Annotated in this window: 13 protein-coding genes and 1 pseudogene; 9 read left to right on the top strand and 5 right to left on the bottom strand. The window is 71.6% G+C overall.

Translation table 11 applies throughout. The annotated features are described in order from the left end of the window. Positions 1-52: 52 nt before the first annotated feature. Positions 53-1,342 carry an aspartate aminotransferase family protein gene (locus ABD250_RS05720; RefSeq protein ID WP_182652797.1) on the bottom strand — a complete coding sequence of 430 codons (1,290 nt, stop codon included), beginning with the start codon at positions 1,340-1,342 and terminating at the stop codon, positions 53-55. An 84-nt stretch (positions 1,343-1,426) separates the two neighbouring features. Here ABD250_RS05720 and ABD250_RS05715 point away from each other — a divergent pair, with 84 nt between their 5' ends. Next, positions 1,427-2,416, top strand: coding sequence for a D-2-hydroxyacid dehydrogenase (locus tag ABD250_RS05715; RefSeq protein ID WP_182658690.1), 990 nt, complete (start codon positions 1,427-1,429; stop codon positions 2,414-2,416). Here ABD250_RS05715 and ABD250_RS05710 read toward each other — a convergent pair. Beyond that, positions 2,406-3,338: a LysR family transcriptional regulator gene (locus ABD250_RS05710; protein ID WP_182658691.1), complete on the bottom strand. Its 933-nt coding sequence runs from the start codon at positions 3,336-3,338 to the stop codon at positions 2,406-2,408. The genes ABD250_RS05715 and ABD250_RS05710 overlap by 11 nt on opposite strands. Before the next feature lie 150 nt (positions 3,339-3,488). Between ABD250_RS05710 and ABD250_RS05705 the strand changes: the two genes are divergently transcribed. Beyond that, positions 3,489-4,724, top strand: a complete 1,236-nt coding sequence (locus tag ABD250_RS05705) for a Glu/Leu/Phe/Val family dehydrogenase (RefSeq protein ID WP_182611027.1) — start codon at positions 3,489-3,491, stop codon at positions 4,722-4,724. A 114-nt stretch (positions 4,725-4,838) separates the two neighbouring features. Here the strand turns inward: ABD250_RS05705 and kstR are convergent, their stop codons facing one another. Further along, positions 4,839-5,585 (bottom strand): cholesterol catabolism transcriptional regulator KstR, encoded by a 747-nt coding sequence (gene kstR / locus ABD250_RS05700; protein WP_182611026.1) that lies wholly within the window; start codon positions 5,583-5,585, stop codon positions 4,839-4,841. Between the two features lie 166 nt (positions 5,586-5,751). On the opposite strand from kstR, the gene ABD250_RS05695 reads away from it, so the two are divergent. The 6 genes and pseudogenes from ABD250_RS05695 (at position 5,752) to ABD250_RS05670 (ending at position 13,137) form a co-directional block, all read left to right on the top strand. Next, a complete protein-coding gene (locus tag ABD250_RS05695) occupies positions 5,752-7,968 on the top strand; it encodes an acyl-CoA dehydrogenase family protein (protein WP_182658692.1) in 2,217 nt (738 codons plus the stop codon). A 44-nt stretch (positions 7,969-8,012) separates the two neighbouring features. Next, positions 8,013-9,110 (top strand): annotated as a pseudogene (locus tag ABD250_RS05690) (acyl-CoA dehydrogenase family protein); the annotation flags it as partial. A gap of 39 nt (positions 9,111-9,149) precedes the next feature. Then, the gene (locus ABD250_RS05685; protein ID WP_338404187.1) at positions 9,150-10,367 is read left to right on the top strand and encodes an acyl-CoA dehydrogenase family protein; all 1,218 of its coding nucleotides are present in this window, start codon (positions 9,150-9,152) and stop codon (positions 10,365-10,367) included. A 45-nt stretch (positions 10,368-10,412) separates the two neighbouring features. Further along, positions 10,413-11,534, top strand: a complete 1,122-nt coding sequence (locus ABD250_RS05680) for a bifunctional MaoC family dehydratase N-terminal/OB-fold nucleic acid binding domain-containing protein (protein ID WP_344391177.1) — start codon at positions 10,413-10,415, stop codon at positions 11,532-11,534. After that, positions 11,531-11,968 carry a MaoC family dehydratase gene (locus ABD250_RS05675; protein ID WP_338404190.1) on the top strand — a complete coding sequence of 146 codons (438 nt, stop codon included), beginning with the start codon at positions 11,531-11,533 and terminating at the stop codon, positions 11,966-11,968. Before ABD250_RS05680 ends, ABD250_RS05675 begins: the two co-directional genes overlap by 4 nt. After that, a complete protein-coding gene (locus ABD250_RS05670) occupies positions 11,965-13,137 on the top strand; it encodes a lipid-transfer protein (RefSeq protein WP_182641350.1) in 1,173 nt (390 codons plus the stop codon). Before ABD250_RS05675 ends, ABD250_RS05670 begins: the two co-directional genes overlap by 4 nt. 9 nt (positions 13,138-13,146) lie before the next feature. Here the strand turns inward: ABD250_RS05670 and ABD250_RS05665 are convergent, their stop codons facing one another. Next, entirely contained in the window at positions 13,147-14,226 is a 1,080-nt protein-coding gene (locus tag ABD250_RS05665; RefSeq protein WP_241737270.1) for an alpha/beta hydrolase, read from the bottom strand. Positions 14,227-14,413: 187 nt separating this feature from the next. On the opposite strand from ABD250_RS05665, the gene ABD250_RS05660 reads away from it, so the two are divergent. Continuing rightward, positions 14,414-16,063, top strand: a complete 1,650-nt coding sequence (locus ABD250_RS05660; protein ID WP_182638507.1) for an AMP-binding protein — start codon at positions 14,414-14,416, stop codon at positions 16,061-16,063. Between the two features lie 10 nt (positions 16,064-16,073). Here ABD250_RS05660 and ABD250_RS05655 read toward each other — a convergent pair whose 3' ends face one another. Next, positions 16,074-17,462 carry a maltokinase N-terminal cap-like domain-containing protein gene (locus ABD250_RS05655; RefSeq protein WP_344391169.1) on the bottom strand — a complete coding sequence of 463 codons (1,389 nt, stop codon included), beginning with the start codon at positions 17,460-17,462 and terminating at the stop codon, positions 16,074-16,076. Positions 17,463-17,471 lie beyond the last annotated feature (9 nt).

The following is a 17,471-nucleotide window of genomic DNA, read 5'->3' as shown; positions in this document are numbered from 1 at the left end:
CCGTCGGCGCCCGCGTGCGCCTGCCCGCGCGCGGCCGGCGCGACGCGGGAGGTCACGCCGCCCCGTCGCACACCCGGTGGACCGCGCGGGTGAACCGCTCGACGCCGGCGTCGACCTCGTCGGCGGTCACCACCAGCGCGGGGATGAGGCGCACCACCGAGCCCGTGGGGCCACAGGTGAGGGTGAGCAGATCCTCGTCGATGCACGCCTGCTGGACCGCTCCGGCCAGGCGGGCGGCCTCCACCGCACCGGCACTGCCCGCGGGAGCGGTGGGGTCACCGAACTCGACGCCCAGCATGAGCCCGGTCCCGCGGATGTCGCAGATCTCGCCCACGTCGCCGAGGCTACGCCGCAGTCCCTCGAGGAGTTGGGTTCCGCGCTCGGCGGAGTTGGCCACCAGACCCTCCCTGGCGACCACCCCGAGGGTCGCCACGCCCGCCGCGGCCGCCACGGCGTTGCCGCCGTAGGTGCCGCCCTGCGATCCGGGCCAGGCCTTGGCCATGATCGCCTCGGGAGCGGCGATCGCGGAGATAGGGAAGCCCGAGGCGATCCCCTTGGCGGTGATGATGACGTCCGGGACCAGGCCCTCGGTGTGCTGATGGCCCCAGAACCGGCCGGTGCGCCCGATGCCGGCCTGGACCTCGTCGAGCACGAGCAGCGCGCCGATCCGGTCGGCGCGGTCGCGCAGCCCCTGCAGGTAGCGCGGCGGGGTGGCCATGTAGCCGCCGTCGCCGAGCACGGGCTCGATGAGGAACGCCGCGATCTCGCGGGCGTCGACGCGGGAGGCCATGAGGTAGTCCAGCTCGGCGAGCGCGAAGTCGATCGCGTCGTCCTCGCTCCACCCGTGCCGCAGGGCGTGCGGGAACGGGGTCATCACCACCCCGCCCATGAGGGGGGAGAAGCCGGCGGAGAAGCGCGTCCCGGCGGTGGTGAGGCTCGCGGCGGCGACGGTGCGTCCGTGGAAGCCGCCCTGGACGGTGACGATGTTGGGCCGGCCGGTGGCCATGCGGGCCAGCCGGACGGCGGCCTCGACCGCCTCGGAGCCGGAATTGGCGTAGAAGACCGAATCGATCCCCTCGGGCAGGTGGTCGCCGAGCTTCTCCGTCAGCTGCAGCAGCGGTTGGTGCATGACGGTCGTGTACTGCGCGTGGATGATCTTCCCGCACTGCTCCCGCGCGGCGGCGACCACGTCGGGGTGGCAGTGGCCGGTGCTGGTCACGCCGATGCCGGTCGTGAAGTCCAGGTAGTCGCGGCCGTCGGTGCCGTGGATCCACGAGCCGAGGGCGTGGTCCACCACGACGGGCGTGGCCTGCTTGAGAAGGGGCGACAGATGCGCGGTCATGGGGCCAGTGTGTGACCCCTCCGGGCAGATTGTCAACAATCCGACGATCTGCGGGGGCTGTCGCGGGCACGCTACGGTGTGTCCATGACGCAGCAGCACCGGTCCCCGGGCACGCGACCGACAGTCGTCCTCCTCACCGCCGACGGCGTCGTCCCGCCCACCCACCTGGACGAACTCCGCGGACTCGCCGACGTGCGGGAGTGCACCGCCGACACCCTGGCCGAGGCGCTGCCCGGCGCCGAGGTGCTGTTCGTGTGGGACATCTTCTCCGACGCGTTGGCCTCCGCCTGGCACGCCGCCGACGCGCTGCGATGGGTCCACGTGGCCGCCGCCGGGGTCGACACGCTGCTGTTCGACGAGCTGCGCGACTCCGACGTCTCGGTCACCAACGCGCGTGGTGTGTTCGACGGGCCCATCGCGGAATACGTCCTGGCCTGCGTCCTCGCCCACGACAAGCAGTTGCACCGGACGGAGGCGCTGCAACGTGCGGGGGTGTGGCGCCACCGGGAGACCACCCGCGTGGCGGGACGGCGCGCGCTCGTCGTGGGAACCGGGGGGATAGGCCGGGCCACCGCGCGGCTGCTCAGGGCGGTGGGGGTGGACGTCCGTGGGGCGGGGCGTCGACCTTCCGACGACGACGAGGACTTCGGCGTCGTCCTGGACTCGGCCCGACTGGCCGAGCACCTGGGCGATGTCGACCACCTGGTCATGGTGGCCCCGTTGACCGAGGCCACCCGCGGGATGCTCGGGCCGGCCGAGTTGGCGGCGCTCCCGGACGGCGCCCACGTGATCAACGTGGGGCGGGGCCAACTGGTCGACCAGGAGGCCCTCACGCAGGAGATCGCGGCGGGCAGACTCTCGGCGCACCTGGACGTCCTCGTCGTCGAACCGCTCCCCGACGGCGACCCGCTGTGGACCCTCGACGGCGCGCACGTCAGCCCCCACATGTCGGGTGACGTGGTGGGCTGGCGGGACACCCTCTCGCAGCAGTTCCTCGACCACCTGCGCACCTGGGCGGACGGCGGCGAGCCCGGTCCGCTGGTCGACAAGAACCGGGGATACGTCAGCGGCTGACCGGTCGCGCCTCCGCGGCGTCGAGCCCCAGGCCGAGGGCGGCCTCGGTGAACGCGTCGACGAAGGCCCGTAGGGGTCGACGCCGGGCGTCCCGCTCCCGGTACGCGATCGAGACCGTCCTGGTCAGGGTGTCGCTCAGTGGCAGCACGTCCACCTCGGCGGTCGAGGTGCCCAGCCCGAGGTCGGAGGCCAGGGTCACGCCGAGGCCCGCGGCGACCAGGGCGAGTGCGGTCGACTGCTCACCGGCCTCGTGACGGATGTCCGGTTCGAACCCCGCCTCCCGGCAGGCGAGCCGCACCGCCCTGCCGAAGTGCGAGCGCGGGTGGGCCAGCACCCAGGGTTTGCCCGCGAAGTCGCGCAGCGCCACCTCGCCGGCGTCGATCGACCCGCGGGGGGCCACGAGGTGCAGTGACTCCACGGCGATGGGTGTCCGGGTGAGCTCGGGGACCCGGGCCATCGTGTAGCTGGAGTAGTCCAGGACGAAGGCCAGGTCGAGGGAGCCGTCCCGGACCGCGCCCGTGGAGTCCTCCGGGGCGAGCTCGCGGCTGCGCACCTCGATCCCCGGGTGGTCCCGGGCGAGCACCCGGATCCCGGCGGGCAGCAGGGTCGTGGCCACCGATGCCCAGACCCCGGCCGTGAGGGTCGTCCCGACCCCGGCCCGGGCCGATTCCATCGCGTGCCCGGCGTCCTCCACCGCGGCCAGGATGGTCTCCGCGTGCCCGGCCAGGACCAACCCGGCCTCGGTGAGCCCGATCCGGCGGCCACGACGCTCGAACAGGGGGGTCCCCGCCTCCCGTTCGAGAAGAGCGAGCTGTTGGGACACAGCGGAGACCGTGTAGTCCAGGGCCCCGGCGACGGCGGTCACGGTCCCGCGACGCTCGAGTTCGCGGAGCAGTCTGAGTCGGTGCAGTGACGGCTCCATGGCCCCGAGCGTAGGGGCTGACCGGGGACAGTGCAGAAAAAGTGAACGGTCGGGTCCATCGATTCTCGCTGGACCCGGGCCCGTCCCCGCTCCCATGCTTGAGGGACCCCGCCGGAGAGTCGGGACGAGGCGTTTCAGGAGGCGAGCACCATGACATCCATCGAGATTCCGGGTTTCACCGCGACAACCGGGTCGGTGCCGGTGGCAGTGCCGGCTCCACCCGCGGAGGGTCCCGCCACCCGCGAACCGTACCTGCGGCTGCACTGGAAGGACGACGTCACCGGCGCCCGAGGGTTCCTCGTCGTGGACACCCTCGTCGGTGGCCTGGCCACCGGCGGGACCAGGATGCGGGCCGGCTGCACCCTGGGTGAGGTGGAGGACCTGGCCCGCGGCATGACCCGCAAGACCGCGGCCTTCGACCTCCCCGTCGGCGGTGCCAAGGGCGGGATCGACTTCGACCCCAAGGATCCCCGCGCCGTGGAGGTGCTGGGCCGGTTCTGCGAGGCGATGCGCCCGTTCCTCGACCGTCACTGGGTGACCGCCGAGGACCTGGGGGTTCCGCAGCACCTGATCGACGAGGTCTTCGCCGGGCTGGGGATGCGGCAGTCGTACCACGCCGCCATCGAGCGCTCCGAGGATCCCGCCGCGACCGCCGCACGTATCTTCCGCGGGCTCACCGCCGAGGTGCCCGGCGGGTTGCTCGGCGACGTGATCGGCGGGTACGGCGTGGCGCAGGCGTGTCTGGCCGCGGCGTACGTGCGCGGCTGGGACGTCGGACGCACCACCGTCGCGGTCCAGGGCGTGGGCACGATGGGCGGCGCTGCCGCCTGGTACCTGCACGAGGCCGGGATGACCGTGGTGGCGGTGGCCGACGCCGCCGGGACGCTCTACGACCCGGCGGGCCTCGACATCCCCGCGCTGCTGGCCACCCGCGACCGCTTCGGTGAGATCGACCGGGGAGCCGTCCCCGCCCGCGTCCAGCGGCTGGAGCGGGACCAGATCATCGGGATGGACGTCGACGTCCTGGTCCCCGCCGCGGTCTCGTACGCCATCACCGCGGACAACTGCGCGTCCGTCAGCGCGTCGATCGTGGTGGAGGCCGCCAACGCCGCCACCACCATCGACGCCGAACTCGACCTGACCGCGCGCGGGATCGCGGTGCTGCCGGACTTCGTGGCCAACGCCGGCGCGGTGGCCTGGGCCTGGTGGCTGATCCTCGGAGAGGTCGACGAGCAGCCCGGGACCTCGTTCCTGCGGCTCAGCCGGGAGATGACGGCCAAGGTCTCGGACCTTCTCACCGCCTGGACGCCCGCGGACGGCCCGGTGCGGTGGACGGCGGACGTCTCGCACCTGGTGCGTCAGGTCCCGACGGTCGTGGTGCCCTGACCGAGGGGGCTCGAACCCCTGGCCGTCTGAGCACCCCAGGCGCGCGACCACCGCAGCCGCACACGGGAAGACCGTGTGCGGCTGCGGTCGCGGCGGGGTGGGTGAGGAGGTCGGTCAGGCCCCGGGCTCGGCCCCTGCCTCCGCGTTCTCCTCGGACACCCCGTTCTCCTCGGACGCCCCGTTCCCCTTGCCGATGGCGGTGTGCAGCCGCGCCCGGCGGGGGGAGTCGTCCGTGCCCAGCAGGAGATCGATGGTCAGGCCCAGGCGGCTGTTGACGTCCGCCGCCGAGGACCGCCTGGTGAGCCAGGAGACGAGGTTGGACATCCACACGTCGGAGACCACGCGGGCGATCGAGAGCTGGACCTCGTCCGGTTCCCCCTGGGCCATGGCGCGGGCGATGATCCGGTCCATGTAGAAGCCCACCTCCTCGACCTCGTTGGCCACCGACGCGTCGGCGAACATGAACGCCCGGGTCATGGCCTCGGTGAGGTTGGGATCGCGCTGCATGGACTTGGTGATCATGTCCACCACGACCTTCATGCGCTCCTGGGCGGTGTCCCCGGGCGGGGCCGAACGCTCCGTGCGCTGGTCCAGGCGGCGGAACTCGCGGGCCAGTGCGGAGACCAGGAGGTGGACCTTGGAGGGGAAGTAGCGGTAGAGCGTGCCCACCGCGACCTCGGCCTTCTCGGCCACCGCGCGCATCTGCACCGCCTCGTACCCGCCCTTGGCGGCCAGGGCCAGCGTGGCGTCGAGGATCCGGCGACGGCGCTCCCGCTGCGACGAGGTGCTGGGCTCGTCGCCGCGGGGCGCGGGATCAGACGCGGCAGGACCGGAACCGGTCTCGGTCGAGCTCTTGGTCATGAGGCGAGCCTCCTGGGCTGGCGAGCGGCCGATGGGGGCCGGGTTCGGTGTTCACGTCCTGCTGGTGCATTCTAGAACACGGTTGTTAGAACACGTTCTACTATGGGGGAGAGCGCCGGTCCGCGGACCGGCGCCGGTTCGAACCCCGTCTCGACGAGGAGCCACCGTGAGCATCGCCACCACCCCGGATCAGACCGAGATCCAGAACTCGATCAAGTCCTGGGCGAAGTCCGTCGATCCCGTGGACACAGTACGCGCCCAGGAGACGGACCCGGACGCCTGGAAGGCGCATTGGCCGCAGTTGGCCGGATTGGGGATCTTCGGCGTGGCCGTCGCCGAGGAGCACGGCGGGGCCGGGGCCGAGATCGTCGACCTGGCCTGCATGCTCGAGGAGGCCACCGCCCGGATGGCCCCGGGCCCGATCCTGTCGACCGCCCTCGCGGGCGTCCTGGTCTCGCGTGCCGGGGGCCGGGTGGCCTCCGCGCTGGGCGAGACCATCGCCGAGGGCGGACTGCCCGTCGGCGTCTGCCTGGGCCTCGGCACGGCGACGCTCACGGGCTCGGACACAGCGGGCTCGGACACAGCGGGATCGACCACAGCGGGATCGACCACGGTGACCGGCGATCCTGGTGTCGCCTACGGCGGGACCACGGGCGGCGGGATCCTCCTGCCGGTCGAGCTGGACGGGCGGACCCGGTGGGCCCTGCTCGACGGGGACACCGAGGGGCTCTCCGTGACCCCCGCGACCCCCTACGACCTGTCGGCCTCCATCGGTCACGTATCCCTGCAGGACGTGCGGATCCCGGCCGACCGGATCCTCGACGGCATCACCACGGACCTCGTCCACCAGCTCTTCGTGACCCTCGCCGCCGCGGAGGCCGCCGGGGTCGCCGACTACACGCTCACCACCGCCGTCGAGTACGCCAAGATCCGCGAACAGTTCGGCCGGACCATCGGGTCGTTCCAGTCCATCAAGCACCTGGCGGCCGACATGCTCTGCCGCACCGAGCAGATCCGCGCCCTGGCGTGGGACGCCGCGTCGGCCGCCGAGGACCTGCTCGCCGCGGACTCGGAGCTGCCCGTCGCGGCGTCGGTGGCCGGGGCCCTGGCCTTCGACAACGCCGTGCGCAACTCCCAGGACTGCATCCAGATCCTCGGCGGCATCGGCTTCACCTTCGAGCACGACGCCCACTTCTACATGCGGCGGGCGGGCGCACTGCGCCAGGCGATCGGCGGGTCGGCCCGCTGGCGGCGCTCGCTGGCCGAGCTCACCCTGGCCGGCACGCGCCGACACCTCGAGATCGACCTGTCGGAGGTCGAGGGTCTCGACGCCAGGCGTGAGGAGATCAGGACCCTCGTGGCGAAGGTCGCCGCGGTGTCCGGTGACGAGCGCAAGCGGGCCCTGGCCGACACGGGCCTGTTCATGCCGCACCTGCCCGAGCCGTGGGGACTGGGCGCCTCGCCCGCCGAGCAGCTCCTCATCGACGAGGAGCTCGAGGCAGCGGGCGTGAGCCGCCACAACATCACCATCGGCGGGTGGGCCGTGCCGACCATCCTGCAGGCCGCGCCCGAGCACGCCGACCGGCTGGTCCGCGGCACCATGGCCGGCGAGATCAAGTGGTGTCAGCTGTTCTCCGAGCCCGGCGCCGGCTCCGATCTCGCCGCGCTGCGCGCGACCGCCGAGAAGGTCGACGGCGGGTGGAGGATCAACGGCCAGAAGGTGTGGACGTCCCTGGCGCGCGAGGCCGACTGGGCCATGTGCCTGGCCCGCACCGATCCCGACGCCCCCAAGCACAAGGGCATCACCTACTTCCTCGTGGACATGAAGTCCGAGGGCATCCGGACCAGGCCGCTGCGCGAGATCACCGGCGAGGCCCTGTTCAACGAGGTCTACCTCGAGGACCTGTTCGTCCCCGACGAGTTCCAGGTCGGCCAGGTGAACGACGGCTGGAAGATCGCCCGCACGACCCTGGCCAACGAGCGAGTGGCCATGGGCGGCGGTTCCTCGCTCGGCGACGCCGCCGAGGAGATCGTCGGCCTCATCCGCGCGGCGGGGGCGGAGGACGACGCCCTGGTGCTGGACGAGCTCGGCAAGCACGTGGCCGACGGTGTGGTGGGGAGTCTGCTCGACCTGCGCACCGCCCTGCGGACCCTCTCCGGCTCCGGCCCGGGCGCCGAGTCGTCCGTCCGCAAGATCGTGGGCGTGCGCCATCGTCAGGACATCGCCGAGTTCGGACTCGAGCTCACCGGCACCGGCGGGGTCGAGTTCACCGAGCAGGGGCGCAAGTTCCTCATGGTGCGCTGCCTGTCCATCGCCGGCGGCACGGAGCAGGTGCTGCTCAACGTGGTCGGGGAACGCATCCTCGGCCTGCCCAGGGACTGATCGAACCCGTGCCCGACCCTCTCCCGACTAAGGACTGATCTGACGTGGACTTCACCCGTACCGAGACCCAGGTCGCCGTCGCCGAGGCCGTGGCCGGGGCGCTCACCACGGCCGCCCCGGCCGATGAGCTGCTCACCGCCCTGCCCAGTCGCGGTGTCGCCGACGCCGGATACGACGAGCGACTGTGGTCGGCGTTCGCCGGATCGGGCCTGCTCTCGCTGGGCCTGCCCGCGGCGCTCGGCGGCGACGACCTCTCGGTGGCCGACGTCGCCGTGGTCCTCGAGGAGGTCGGCCGGTCCGGGGTGGTGATCCCCGCTCTGGAGACCCTCGGCTTCGGCGTCCTGCCGATCGTCGCCCTCGGTACCGCGGACCAGCAGAAGGCGCTCCTCGAGGGGATCGAGGACGGTCGCATCCTCACCGCCGCCCTCGCCGAACCCGGGAGCCCGCTCCCGCTCGAGCCGACCGTGCGCCTCGACGGCGGGACGATCACGGGCACCGTCACCGCGGTCCGCTACGCGGCCCAGGCCCGGTCCGTCCTGGTGCCGGTGTCCACGGCCGGGGGAGCCCCCGTCCTCGTCGTCGTCGCCCCCGACGCCCCCGGGGTCACCCTGACCCCGACCCTCGGGTCGCTCGGCGTGCCGGAGTACGCGATGCGGTTCGACGCGACGCCGGTCGACGACGACGACGTGATCCGCGGCCCGGGGGACGGATCGGTCCTCGACGAGTTCCGACGGCTCGTCCTGTCGGCGTGCATCGCCCACGGTGACGGCCTGGTCTCCGGCGCGTTGGACATGACCGCCGACTACCTCAAGCAGCGTGTGCAGTTCGGTAAGCCGCTCGGCTCGTTCCAGGCGGTCCAGCAGGAGCTGGCCGACGTCTACATCATCTCGCGCACGCTGCACGTGATCTCCCAGTCGGTGACCTGGCGGGTCTCGGAGGGGCGCACCGGCCCGGCCGACCGGTACGCCACCGACCCGACGATCGGTGCCTACTGGCTGGCCACCGAGGGACCGCGTGCGGTGCAGATCCTGCACCACCTGCACGGCGGGGTCGGGGTGGACATCACCTACCCCATGTTCCGGTACTCCTCGGCCGTCAAGGACCTGGCCCGCTTCGTCGGCGGCGCGCAGCTCCACCTGGACGACCTCGCGTCGGCGGTGGCGTCCGACCCCGTCGAGCACGTGGCCCCCGCCTCGACCGACGCCGACGCCGGTGCGGCCCCGGACGGCACCTTCATCGACCTCACCGGAGACCAGAGGGCGCTGCAGGCCGAGCTCCGCGAGTACTTCTCCACGCTCATCTCGCCCGAGGAGGCGGCGGACATCGCCACCACCCGCCACGGCGACACCTACGCGGAGATCATCACCCGCATGGGCCGGGACGGGTGGCTGGGGGTGGGGTGGCCCACCGAGTTCGGCGGCAAGGGCTTCGGCCACATCGAACAGTTGATCTTCACCAACGAGGCCACCCGCGCTGACGTCCCGCTCCCCTCGGTCACGCTGCAGACCGTGGGGCCGACCCTGCAGAAGTACGGCTCCGAGGTGCAGAAGGAGAAGTTCCTGCCCGGGATCCTCGACGGCTCGATCCACTTCGCGATCGGCTACTCCGAGCCCGACGCGGGCACCGACCTCGCCGCGCTGCGGACCACCGCGAGGCGGGACGAGGCCACCGGCGACTGGATCATCAACGGGCAGAAGATGTGGACCACCGGCGGTCACCACGCCGACTACATCTGGCTGGCCGCGCGGACCGGTACCCCGGACTCCCGACATCGCGGGCTCACCATCTTCATCGTCGACACCTCCGATCCGGGGTTCTCGTTCACCCCGATCATCACCTGCGACGGCGCCCACCACGTCAACGCCACCTACTACTCGGACGTGCGCGTCCCGGCGGACATGGTGGTGGGCGAGGTCGACGGCGGGTGGAAAATGCTCACCACCCAGCTCAACCACGAGCGCGTGATGCTGGCCCCGTCCGGTCGACCGGGCGGGTACTACGACGAGCTGGTCGGCTGGGCCCGGGGCACCGGCGCCGACGGGGTCCGTCACCTGGACCGGCCCGAGGTGCGGCGCGGGCTCGCCGAGATCTTCGCGTTCGTCCGGCTCAACGAACTGCTCAACTGGCAGGTCTCCTCGGCCGGGGAGAACCCGTCGATGGGTGACTCGGCGGCGTCCAAGGTGTTCTCCACCGAGAAGATCCAGCACGTCGGCCGGATCATCGAGGAGCTGCTCGGTCGCTTCGGCGACCCCACCGATCCCGACACCGCCAGACTCCAGCGGTGGTTCGACATGATGAACAAGCGCAACGTCGTGATCACCTTCGGGGGCGGGGTCAACGAGGTGATGCGCGAACTGACCTGCATGGGCGGACTCGGCATGCCCCGCACCGCCCGCTGACCCGACCCCCCGTCAGCCCGCCCACGACCGAACGAGAAGGCACTCATGAGTGACGAGCAGGCCGCCCGCATCCTGGCCGCCGCCGAGGAGGTCCGCGCCTCCGGCGGCAGCGCGCGCCGCGCGGGCCGCGATCCCATCAACACGCCGATGATCCGCAACTGGACCGAGGCGATCGGGGACGTCAACCCGATCTACACCGACGAGGCCGCGGCCCGCGCGGCCGGTCACGACGGTCCGGTGGCCCCGCCCGCGATGGCGCAGGTCTGGACCATGCGGGGGCTCGGCAGGACCCGCGAGGCCGACGATCCACTGGGCCGCATGACGGACATCCTCGACGCCGAGGGCTTCACCTCCGTGGTGGCCACCAACTGCGACTCGACCTACCACCGCTACACCCGCCCGGGAGAGGAGGTGACCATCGAGTCCGTCCTGCTCGACGTGGTCGGCCCCAAGACCACGGGCCTCGGGGAGGGATGGTTCTTCACCACCCGCAACTACTGGCGGGTCGGCGACGAGGTCGTGGCGGAGATGGACTTCCGGATCCTCAAGTTCCGCCCGCCGGCCGGGACCGCCACGACCGCCGCGACCGCCACGACCGCCGCGACCGCCACGACCGCCGAGCCCGCGCCGGCGCCCGCGGACCAGATCGTCTCCAGCTCCGGCTCGGCCACCGACGACCTGGTGGTGGGCAAGGTCCTGCGCCCGTCGGTCTCGCACGACACCCGCTTCTTCTGGGACGGGGTCCGTGCCCACGAGCTGCGCATCCAGACGCGCGAGGACGGCTCGCTGCAGCACCCGCCCGTCCCGGCGCTCTGGAAGGACAGGTCCGAGCAGACCGACTACGTCGTGGCCTCCGGCCGCGGCACGGTGTACAGCTTCGTCACCCACCACGCCCCGCGCGTGCCGGGTCGCACGCGGTTCCCGTTCGTCATCGCACTGGTGGAGCTGGAGGAGGGTGTGCGGATGCTCGGCGAGCTGCGCGACGTCGACCCGGCCGAGGTCCGGATCGGCATGGAGGTCGAGGTCGAGTTCCTCGACATGCCCGGCGACCCGGCCGAGGACGCCGCGTTCGGCACCGAGCCGTGGACCCTGTACGCGTGGCGACCCGCCGGCGCCCCGCCGGTGGAGCGTCAGATGCCCGAGGTGAAGGAAGAGGCTGCCAAGTGAGCACCGATCGAGTGATCTGCCCCGCCGAGCCGCCCGCCGTGGCGGTGGGGGACCGACTCCCCGAGCTGACCATCGAGGGGACCCCGACCTTCATCGTGGCCTCGGCGCTGGCGACCCGGGATTTCCAGGACGTCCACCACGACCGCGACCTCGCCCACGCCAAGGGCTCCAAGGACATCTTCGTCAACATCCTCACCGACACCGGCCTGGTGCAGCGGTTCGTCACCGACTGGGCGGGCCGGCGCGCCCGCATCACGTCCATCAAGCTGCGGCTCGGCGTGCCCTGGTACGCGTACGACTCCCTCACCCTGACCGGAGAGGTCACAGAGGTCGACGGCGACGGGCTGGTCACTGTGAAGATCGTCGGCACGGACTCACTGGGCGCGCACGTCACCTCGACGGCGACCCTCTACATGTACGGAGACCCCCAGTGAGCACGCTGGCTAACAAGGCTGCGATCGTCGGGATCGGCGCCACCGACTTCTCCAAGGACTCGGGCCGCTCCGAACTGCGCCTGGCCGCCGAGGCCGTGCGCACGGCGGTGGCCGACGCCGGTCTGCAGCCGTCGGACGTCGACGGCCTGGTGTCGTTCACCATGGACACCAACACCGAGATCGCGGTCGCCCGCGCCGCCGGCATCGGCTCGCTGAACTTCTTCTCCCGCATCCACTACGGCGGCGGCGCCGCGTGTGCGACCGTGCAGCAGGCCGCGATGGCCGTGGCGACGGGCGTGGCCGAGGTGGTGGTCTGTTATCGCGCGTTCAACGAGCGCTCCGGGATGCGGTTCGGCCAGGTCAACTCGGCGCTCGTGCAGCAGGTCAACTCCTCCGGCACGGACAACGCCTTCTCCTACCCGCACGGACTGTCGACGCCGGCGGGCTTCGTGGCGATGGTCGCGCAGCGCTACATGCACGAGTACGGCGCCACCAGCGAGGACTTCGGGCGGGTCGCGGTGGTGGACCGCAAGCACGCCGCCGTCAACCCGGCGGCCTTCTTCCACGGCACGCCCATCACGCTGGACGACCACCAGAACTCGCGCTACATCGCCGAGCCCCTGCACCTGCTCGACTGCTGCCAGGAGTCCGACGGCGGGCAGGCGATCGTCGTGACGACCCCCGAGCGGGCGCGGGATCTGCCGCACCGGCCAGTGTCGATCGCGGCGGCGGCCTCGGGTTCGGGTCCGGATCAGTACATCATGACCTCCTATTACCGCCCGGAGCTCGCGGGGTTGCCCGAGATGGGCATCGTCGGCGACCAGCTGTGGGCCCAGTCCGGCCTGCGTCCCCAGGACATGGACATGGCCGTGCTCTACGACCACTTCACGCCGTACGTCCTCATGCAGCTCGAGGAACTGGGCTTCTGTGGCCGAGGGGAGGCCAAGGACTTCGTCCGCGAGCCGGGCGCGCTCGAGGTGGGTGGCCGACTGCCGCTCAACACGCACGGTGGCCAGCTGGGTGAGGCCTACATCCACGGCATGAACGGCATCGCGGAGGGTGTGCGTCAGCTGCGGGGCGACTCGGTCAACCAGGTGCCGGGTGCGGAGAAGCTGGTCGTGACCGCGGGTACGGGCGTGCCGACCTCGGGCCTGGTGCTGACGGTCTGACCGGGGAGTTCAGCCGCGCAGGCACCCGCGGACGAACGAGCCGATGTCGCGCACCGCGACCTTGGCCTCGGGGACGAGCGGGTGGAACACCTGGAACACGTGGAACTGGTGTGGCCACAGTTGGAACTCGTGCCGGACCCCGTGTTCGGCGAAACGCTCCGCGAGTTGCTCGATCCCCCCGCAGAAGATCTCCTCGCCGCCGCACTGGATGAGGAACGGCGGCCAGTCGGGGGACGGGACGTGATTGATCGGCGAGATGGCGGGGTCGTCCGGGTCCACTCCCGGCGCGTACTGGCGTCGGCAGAGCTCGGCCAGGCCGAGGGCGAGGAACGGGTCCTTACGGGCGCGGTCGCGGGCGGTCATGTCGGTGAAGTCCAGATCCACCCACGGTGAGAGCAGGACGACCCCCGCCGGCATCGCGGCCTGCTCCTTCTCGAGCTGCGCGACGAGCTGGAGGGCGAGGTTGCCGCCGGCGGAGTCGCCGGCCACCACGATGTCCTCCGCCCGGAAGCCCATGCTCAGCAGCCACTCCCAGCCGGCGAGGGTGTCCTCCGTGGCCGCAGGGTGCGGATGTTCCGGTGCGAGCCGGTAGTCGGGCAGGAAGACGGGCACGCCGGTCTCGCTGGCCATCCGTGACGCGAGTGCCTTGTGCGACCAGGGGGATCCGAAGGTGAAGCCGCCGCCGTGGATGTGGTAGATCACCTTGTCCGAGTGGAAGAACCGCTTGCGGCCCACCCAGAGTCCGGGCACGGGGCCGTCCGAGGACCAGTCGTTGGTGGTCTCGAGGGCGGCCGCCCGCCCGGCCCCCGAGGTCAGCGCGCGCAGCCGTCCGAGGGACGCGTCGGTCGCCGGCATCATGTCGAGGGCCGGTCGGACGAACATCCTCAGCCCGCCGGCCAGCCCGCGGGACCGCAGGGTCCCCTGCGCCCCGGGGCCCGTCAGCACCGGCCTCCGGCCGGAGGGCCGATCCGCCTCCGGCGCGGCCGATCGGCGACCGTCCACCGGGACGCTCCCCGTCCGGGTGGCGTGGGGCAGCATCAGGCCCCCGTCGTAGGGCGCGCCGCTCTGCGGGGACCGCCGTGAACTCATGTCCAAAATGTAGGCGCTCGGGGGCGTGGGGTCACGCAGAATCGTTGCCATGGACACGAACTTCTCTAGAACTCGTTCTACTTATTGAGAGTTTGACCTGATCAGGGTGCCGTCTGGACATGAGAACAAGTTCAGGTCACAATGTGAGGACAGCCACATTTCGTCCGCCCTCGCGAAGGATTCTGCCATGACCGAAGCTGCTGACCATTCGACCGATCCGCTCGCCGGAACCAACCCGGAGATGAACGAGGCCGCGGTGTTCGAGGCCGTCGCCGACAAGATCCCGGACAACGCACTGCTGACCATGGACGGCGTCGACTACACCTACCGTCAGGTCGACGATCTCGCCAACCAGATGGGGCACCTGCTCCGCGCCCACGGTGCGGAGCCGCTCAGCCACGTCGCGCTCTACATGAAGAACAGCACCGCGCACATGGCGGCCATCATCGGGTGCATGAAGACCCGGGTGGCCGGGATCAACGTGAACTACCGGTACACCGCGCCCGAGTTGGTCTACCTGTTCAACGACTCCAAGTCGATCGCCGTGCTGGTCGACGCCGAGTTCGCCGAGACCATGGCCGCAGCGGTCCCGAAGCTCGAGACCGTGCGTACCGTGATCGTGTTCGGCGGCGTCCCGGAGGTCCTGGCCTCGGCGTGTGCCGAGAAGGGCCTGACGGTGGTCGACGGGGACACCGAGTGGCCGGCACAGTCGGCGGAGCGGGACTTCGAGCCCGTCCGCGGCGACGACCACTGGATCGTCTACACCGGCGGGACCACCGGCTTCCCCAAGGGCGTGCAGTGGCACATGTCGGACTACTTCTACGCGTGCCTGTCCGGGGGCAACCCCTACGGTGACAAGCGGCACAGCCCCGCCGAGGTCGCCGACAACGTCTCGCCCGACGGCGGGATGAAGGTGGTCATCTCGGCCCCGCTCATGCACGGTGCGGGCCTGTTCACGCTGCTGACCTTCGTGAACCTCGGCGGCCACCTCATCATGTTCCGCGAGTTCGACGCGGCGGAGATCATCCGGGCGACCGCCGAGCACAAGGCGCACATCCTCATGTTCGTCGGCGACGGCATGGCGGTGCCGCTGACGGACGAGCTGGTCAAGGGCACCGAGACCATGGACTTCAGCACCCTGTTCATGATGGCCTCCGGCGGCGGCATCTGGTCCAAGTCCAGCCGCGAGCGCGTGCTCGAGGTGCTGCCCAACATCATCATCCGCGACAACTTCGGCGCCTCGGAGGCCGGCAACGACGGCGAGCTCGGGATGAGCGAGTCCGGCGAGATGACCATCCCGGCCAGCCCGAAGCTCGGCCTGGTCGACGAGGACTTCCATCCCATCGAGCCGGGCTCGGACGAGATCGGCTACATCGTCCGCCGCGGTCACCTGCCGATCGGTTACTGGAACGACCCGGAGAAGACCGCCAAGACGTTCCCCGTGGTCGACGGTCGACGCGTCTCGGTCCTGGGCGACATGGGACAGCTCCGCGAGGACGGCACCATCGTGTTCCTCGGCCGCGGTTCGGGGTGCATCAACACCGGCGGCGAGAAGGTCTTCCCGGAGGAGGTCGAGCAGGCGCTCAAGGCGCACCCGGCCGTGCACGACGCGCTCGTCGCCGGGGCGCCGGACCCGCGCTACGGCCAGAAGGTCGCCGCCGTGGTCTCGTTCCGCGAGGGGCAGTCGGTGGAGCAGGACGAGCTGTCCGAGTTCCTGCGTCAGTCACTGGCCAACTACAAGGTCCCCAAGGTGATCGTCGACGTGCCCGAGATCCGCCGCTCGCCCGCGGGCAAGGCCGACTACAAGTGGGCCAAGGACCAGCTGCCCGCGAGCTGACGGCACGGCGCTAGTCCGTCGCGAGGATGCGCTCGACCGCGCCCAGCGGGACCCCCACCCAGCTGGGCCGGTTGCGCGACTCGTACACCACCTCGTAGAGGGCCTTGTCCAGCGTGTACGCCCGGAGGAGCGCACCGGAGTCGCGGGGGTCCGAGTCGCTCACCTCGGCGTACCCGGCGCAGAAGGCGTCGACGTTACGGTCCCGCCACTCGCGGGCCCGGAACCGCAACTGCCGGTCGTCGACCCCCACCAGCGTGTGCTGGGCGGCGTAGTCGAGGCTGCGCAGGATCCCCGCCACGTCGCGGGCGGGGGAGTCCGGCACCCGGCGTTCGGCCAGCGGGGCGGCCGGCTCGCCCTCGAAGTCGATGATGATCCAGCGGTCCGGGGCCCGCAGGGTCTGGCCCAGGTGCAGGTCGCCGTGGACGCGGTGGACCGGCACCGGGCCGGACCCGGCGACCTCGTCGAAGACCGCCCGGGCGGCATCGGCGAACCCGGCGAGCTCGGGCACCTCGGCCACCGCCCCGTCGAGTCGCGCCCGCATGCCCGTCACGATCTCGGCACCGTCCCGGGTGGTGGCGCCGGTCGCTGCCGCGAGGTCGTCGTGGACCTGTGCGACGGCGGCCCCGAGCCTCCGGGACTCGTCGGCGAAGTCGGTACCCACCTCATCGGCCAGGAGATCGGCCTCCGCGAACAGGTCGCGCACGCTCGCCGTGGCCATCGCCCACCCGTCGGCGGCGCCGGCGAGGAACTCCTGGGCCATCGCCAGGGTCGTGGGGCCGGCCTCGTCGTCGGCGTCCGGGTCGCCCCCGTCGTCGTCGAGCTCCACCCAGCCCCGCAGCGACGCGACGGCCGGGCACCGCCGGTCGGCCAGCGCGGCGTGGAGTTCCACGTCGGGGTTCAGGCCGGGTTGGACCAGTCGGAACACCTTGACCATGAGGTCGTCGCCGAACACCAGGGACGAGTTGGACTGCTCGCCCTCGAGCAACCTGCCCCGGGCGGGCTCGGGGGCGGGAGCGCCCGGGACCAGGCGGAACCGCAGCCCTCCCACCTCGTCCTGCGCGGAGAGGTGCGACACCAGTGACTCGGTCCCGCGCGGATCACGCAGTCCGTCGTAGACCACCGGTGAGGCGCCGTCGGGGGTCAGGGGGAGTGTCCGGCGGTCGTCCGGCAGGGTCCGCGCGGTGGCCAGTGGGACCTGATAGCGCTGTGGTCGCCCGTCCACCTCCACGTCCACCAGCAGGTGCTCCACCAGGACGTCGACGTGGTCGAGCAGCACCGCCCGCCGGGCGATCCGCACCGCCGACAGTCGCCGGCCCTTTCCCGCGAACCAGCGTTGTCCGGGGAGCCACTCGGTCAGCAACCTGACCATGGCGTCGTCGTCGACGGGGGTGATGCTCATGCCGCGCCT

Source organism: Dietzia cercidiphylli, from assembly GCF_039531545.1.
GTDB classification, from domain to species: domain Bacteria; phylum Actinomycetota; class Actinomycetes; order Mycobacteriales; family Mycobacteriaceae; genus Dietzia; species Dietzia natronolimnaea.
Note: the sequence above shows the minus strand (reverse complement) of the source record. Positions and strands in the feature narration are given on the sequence as shown.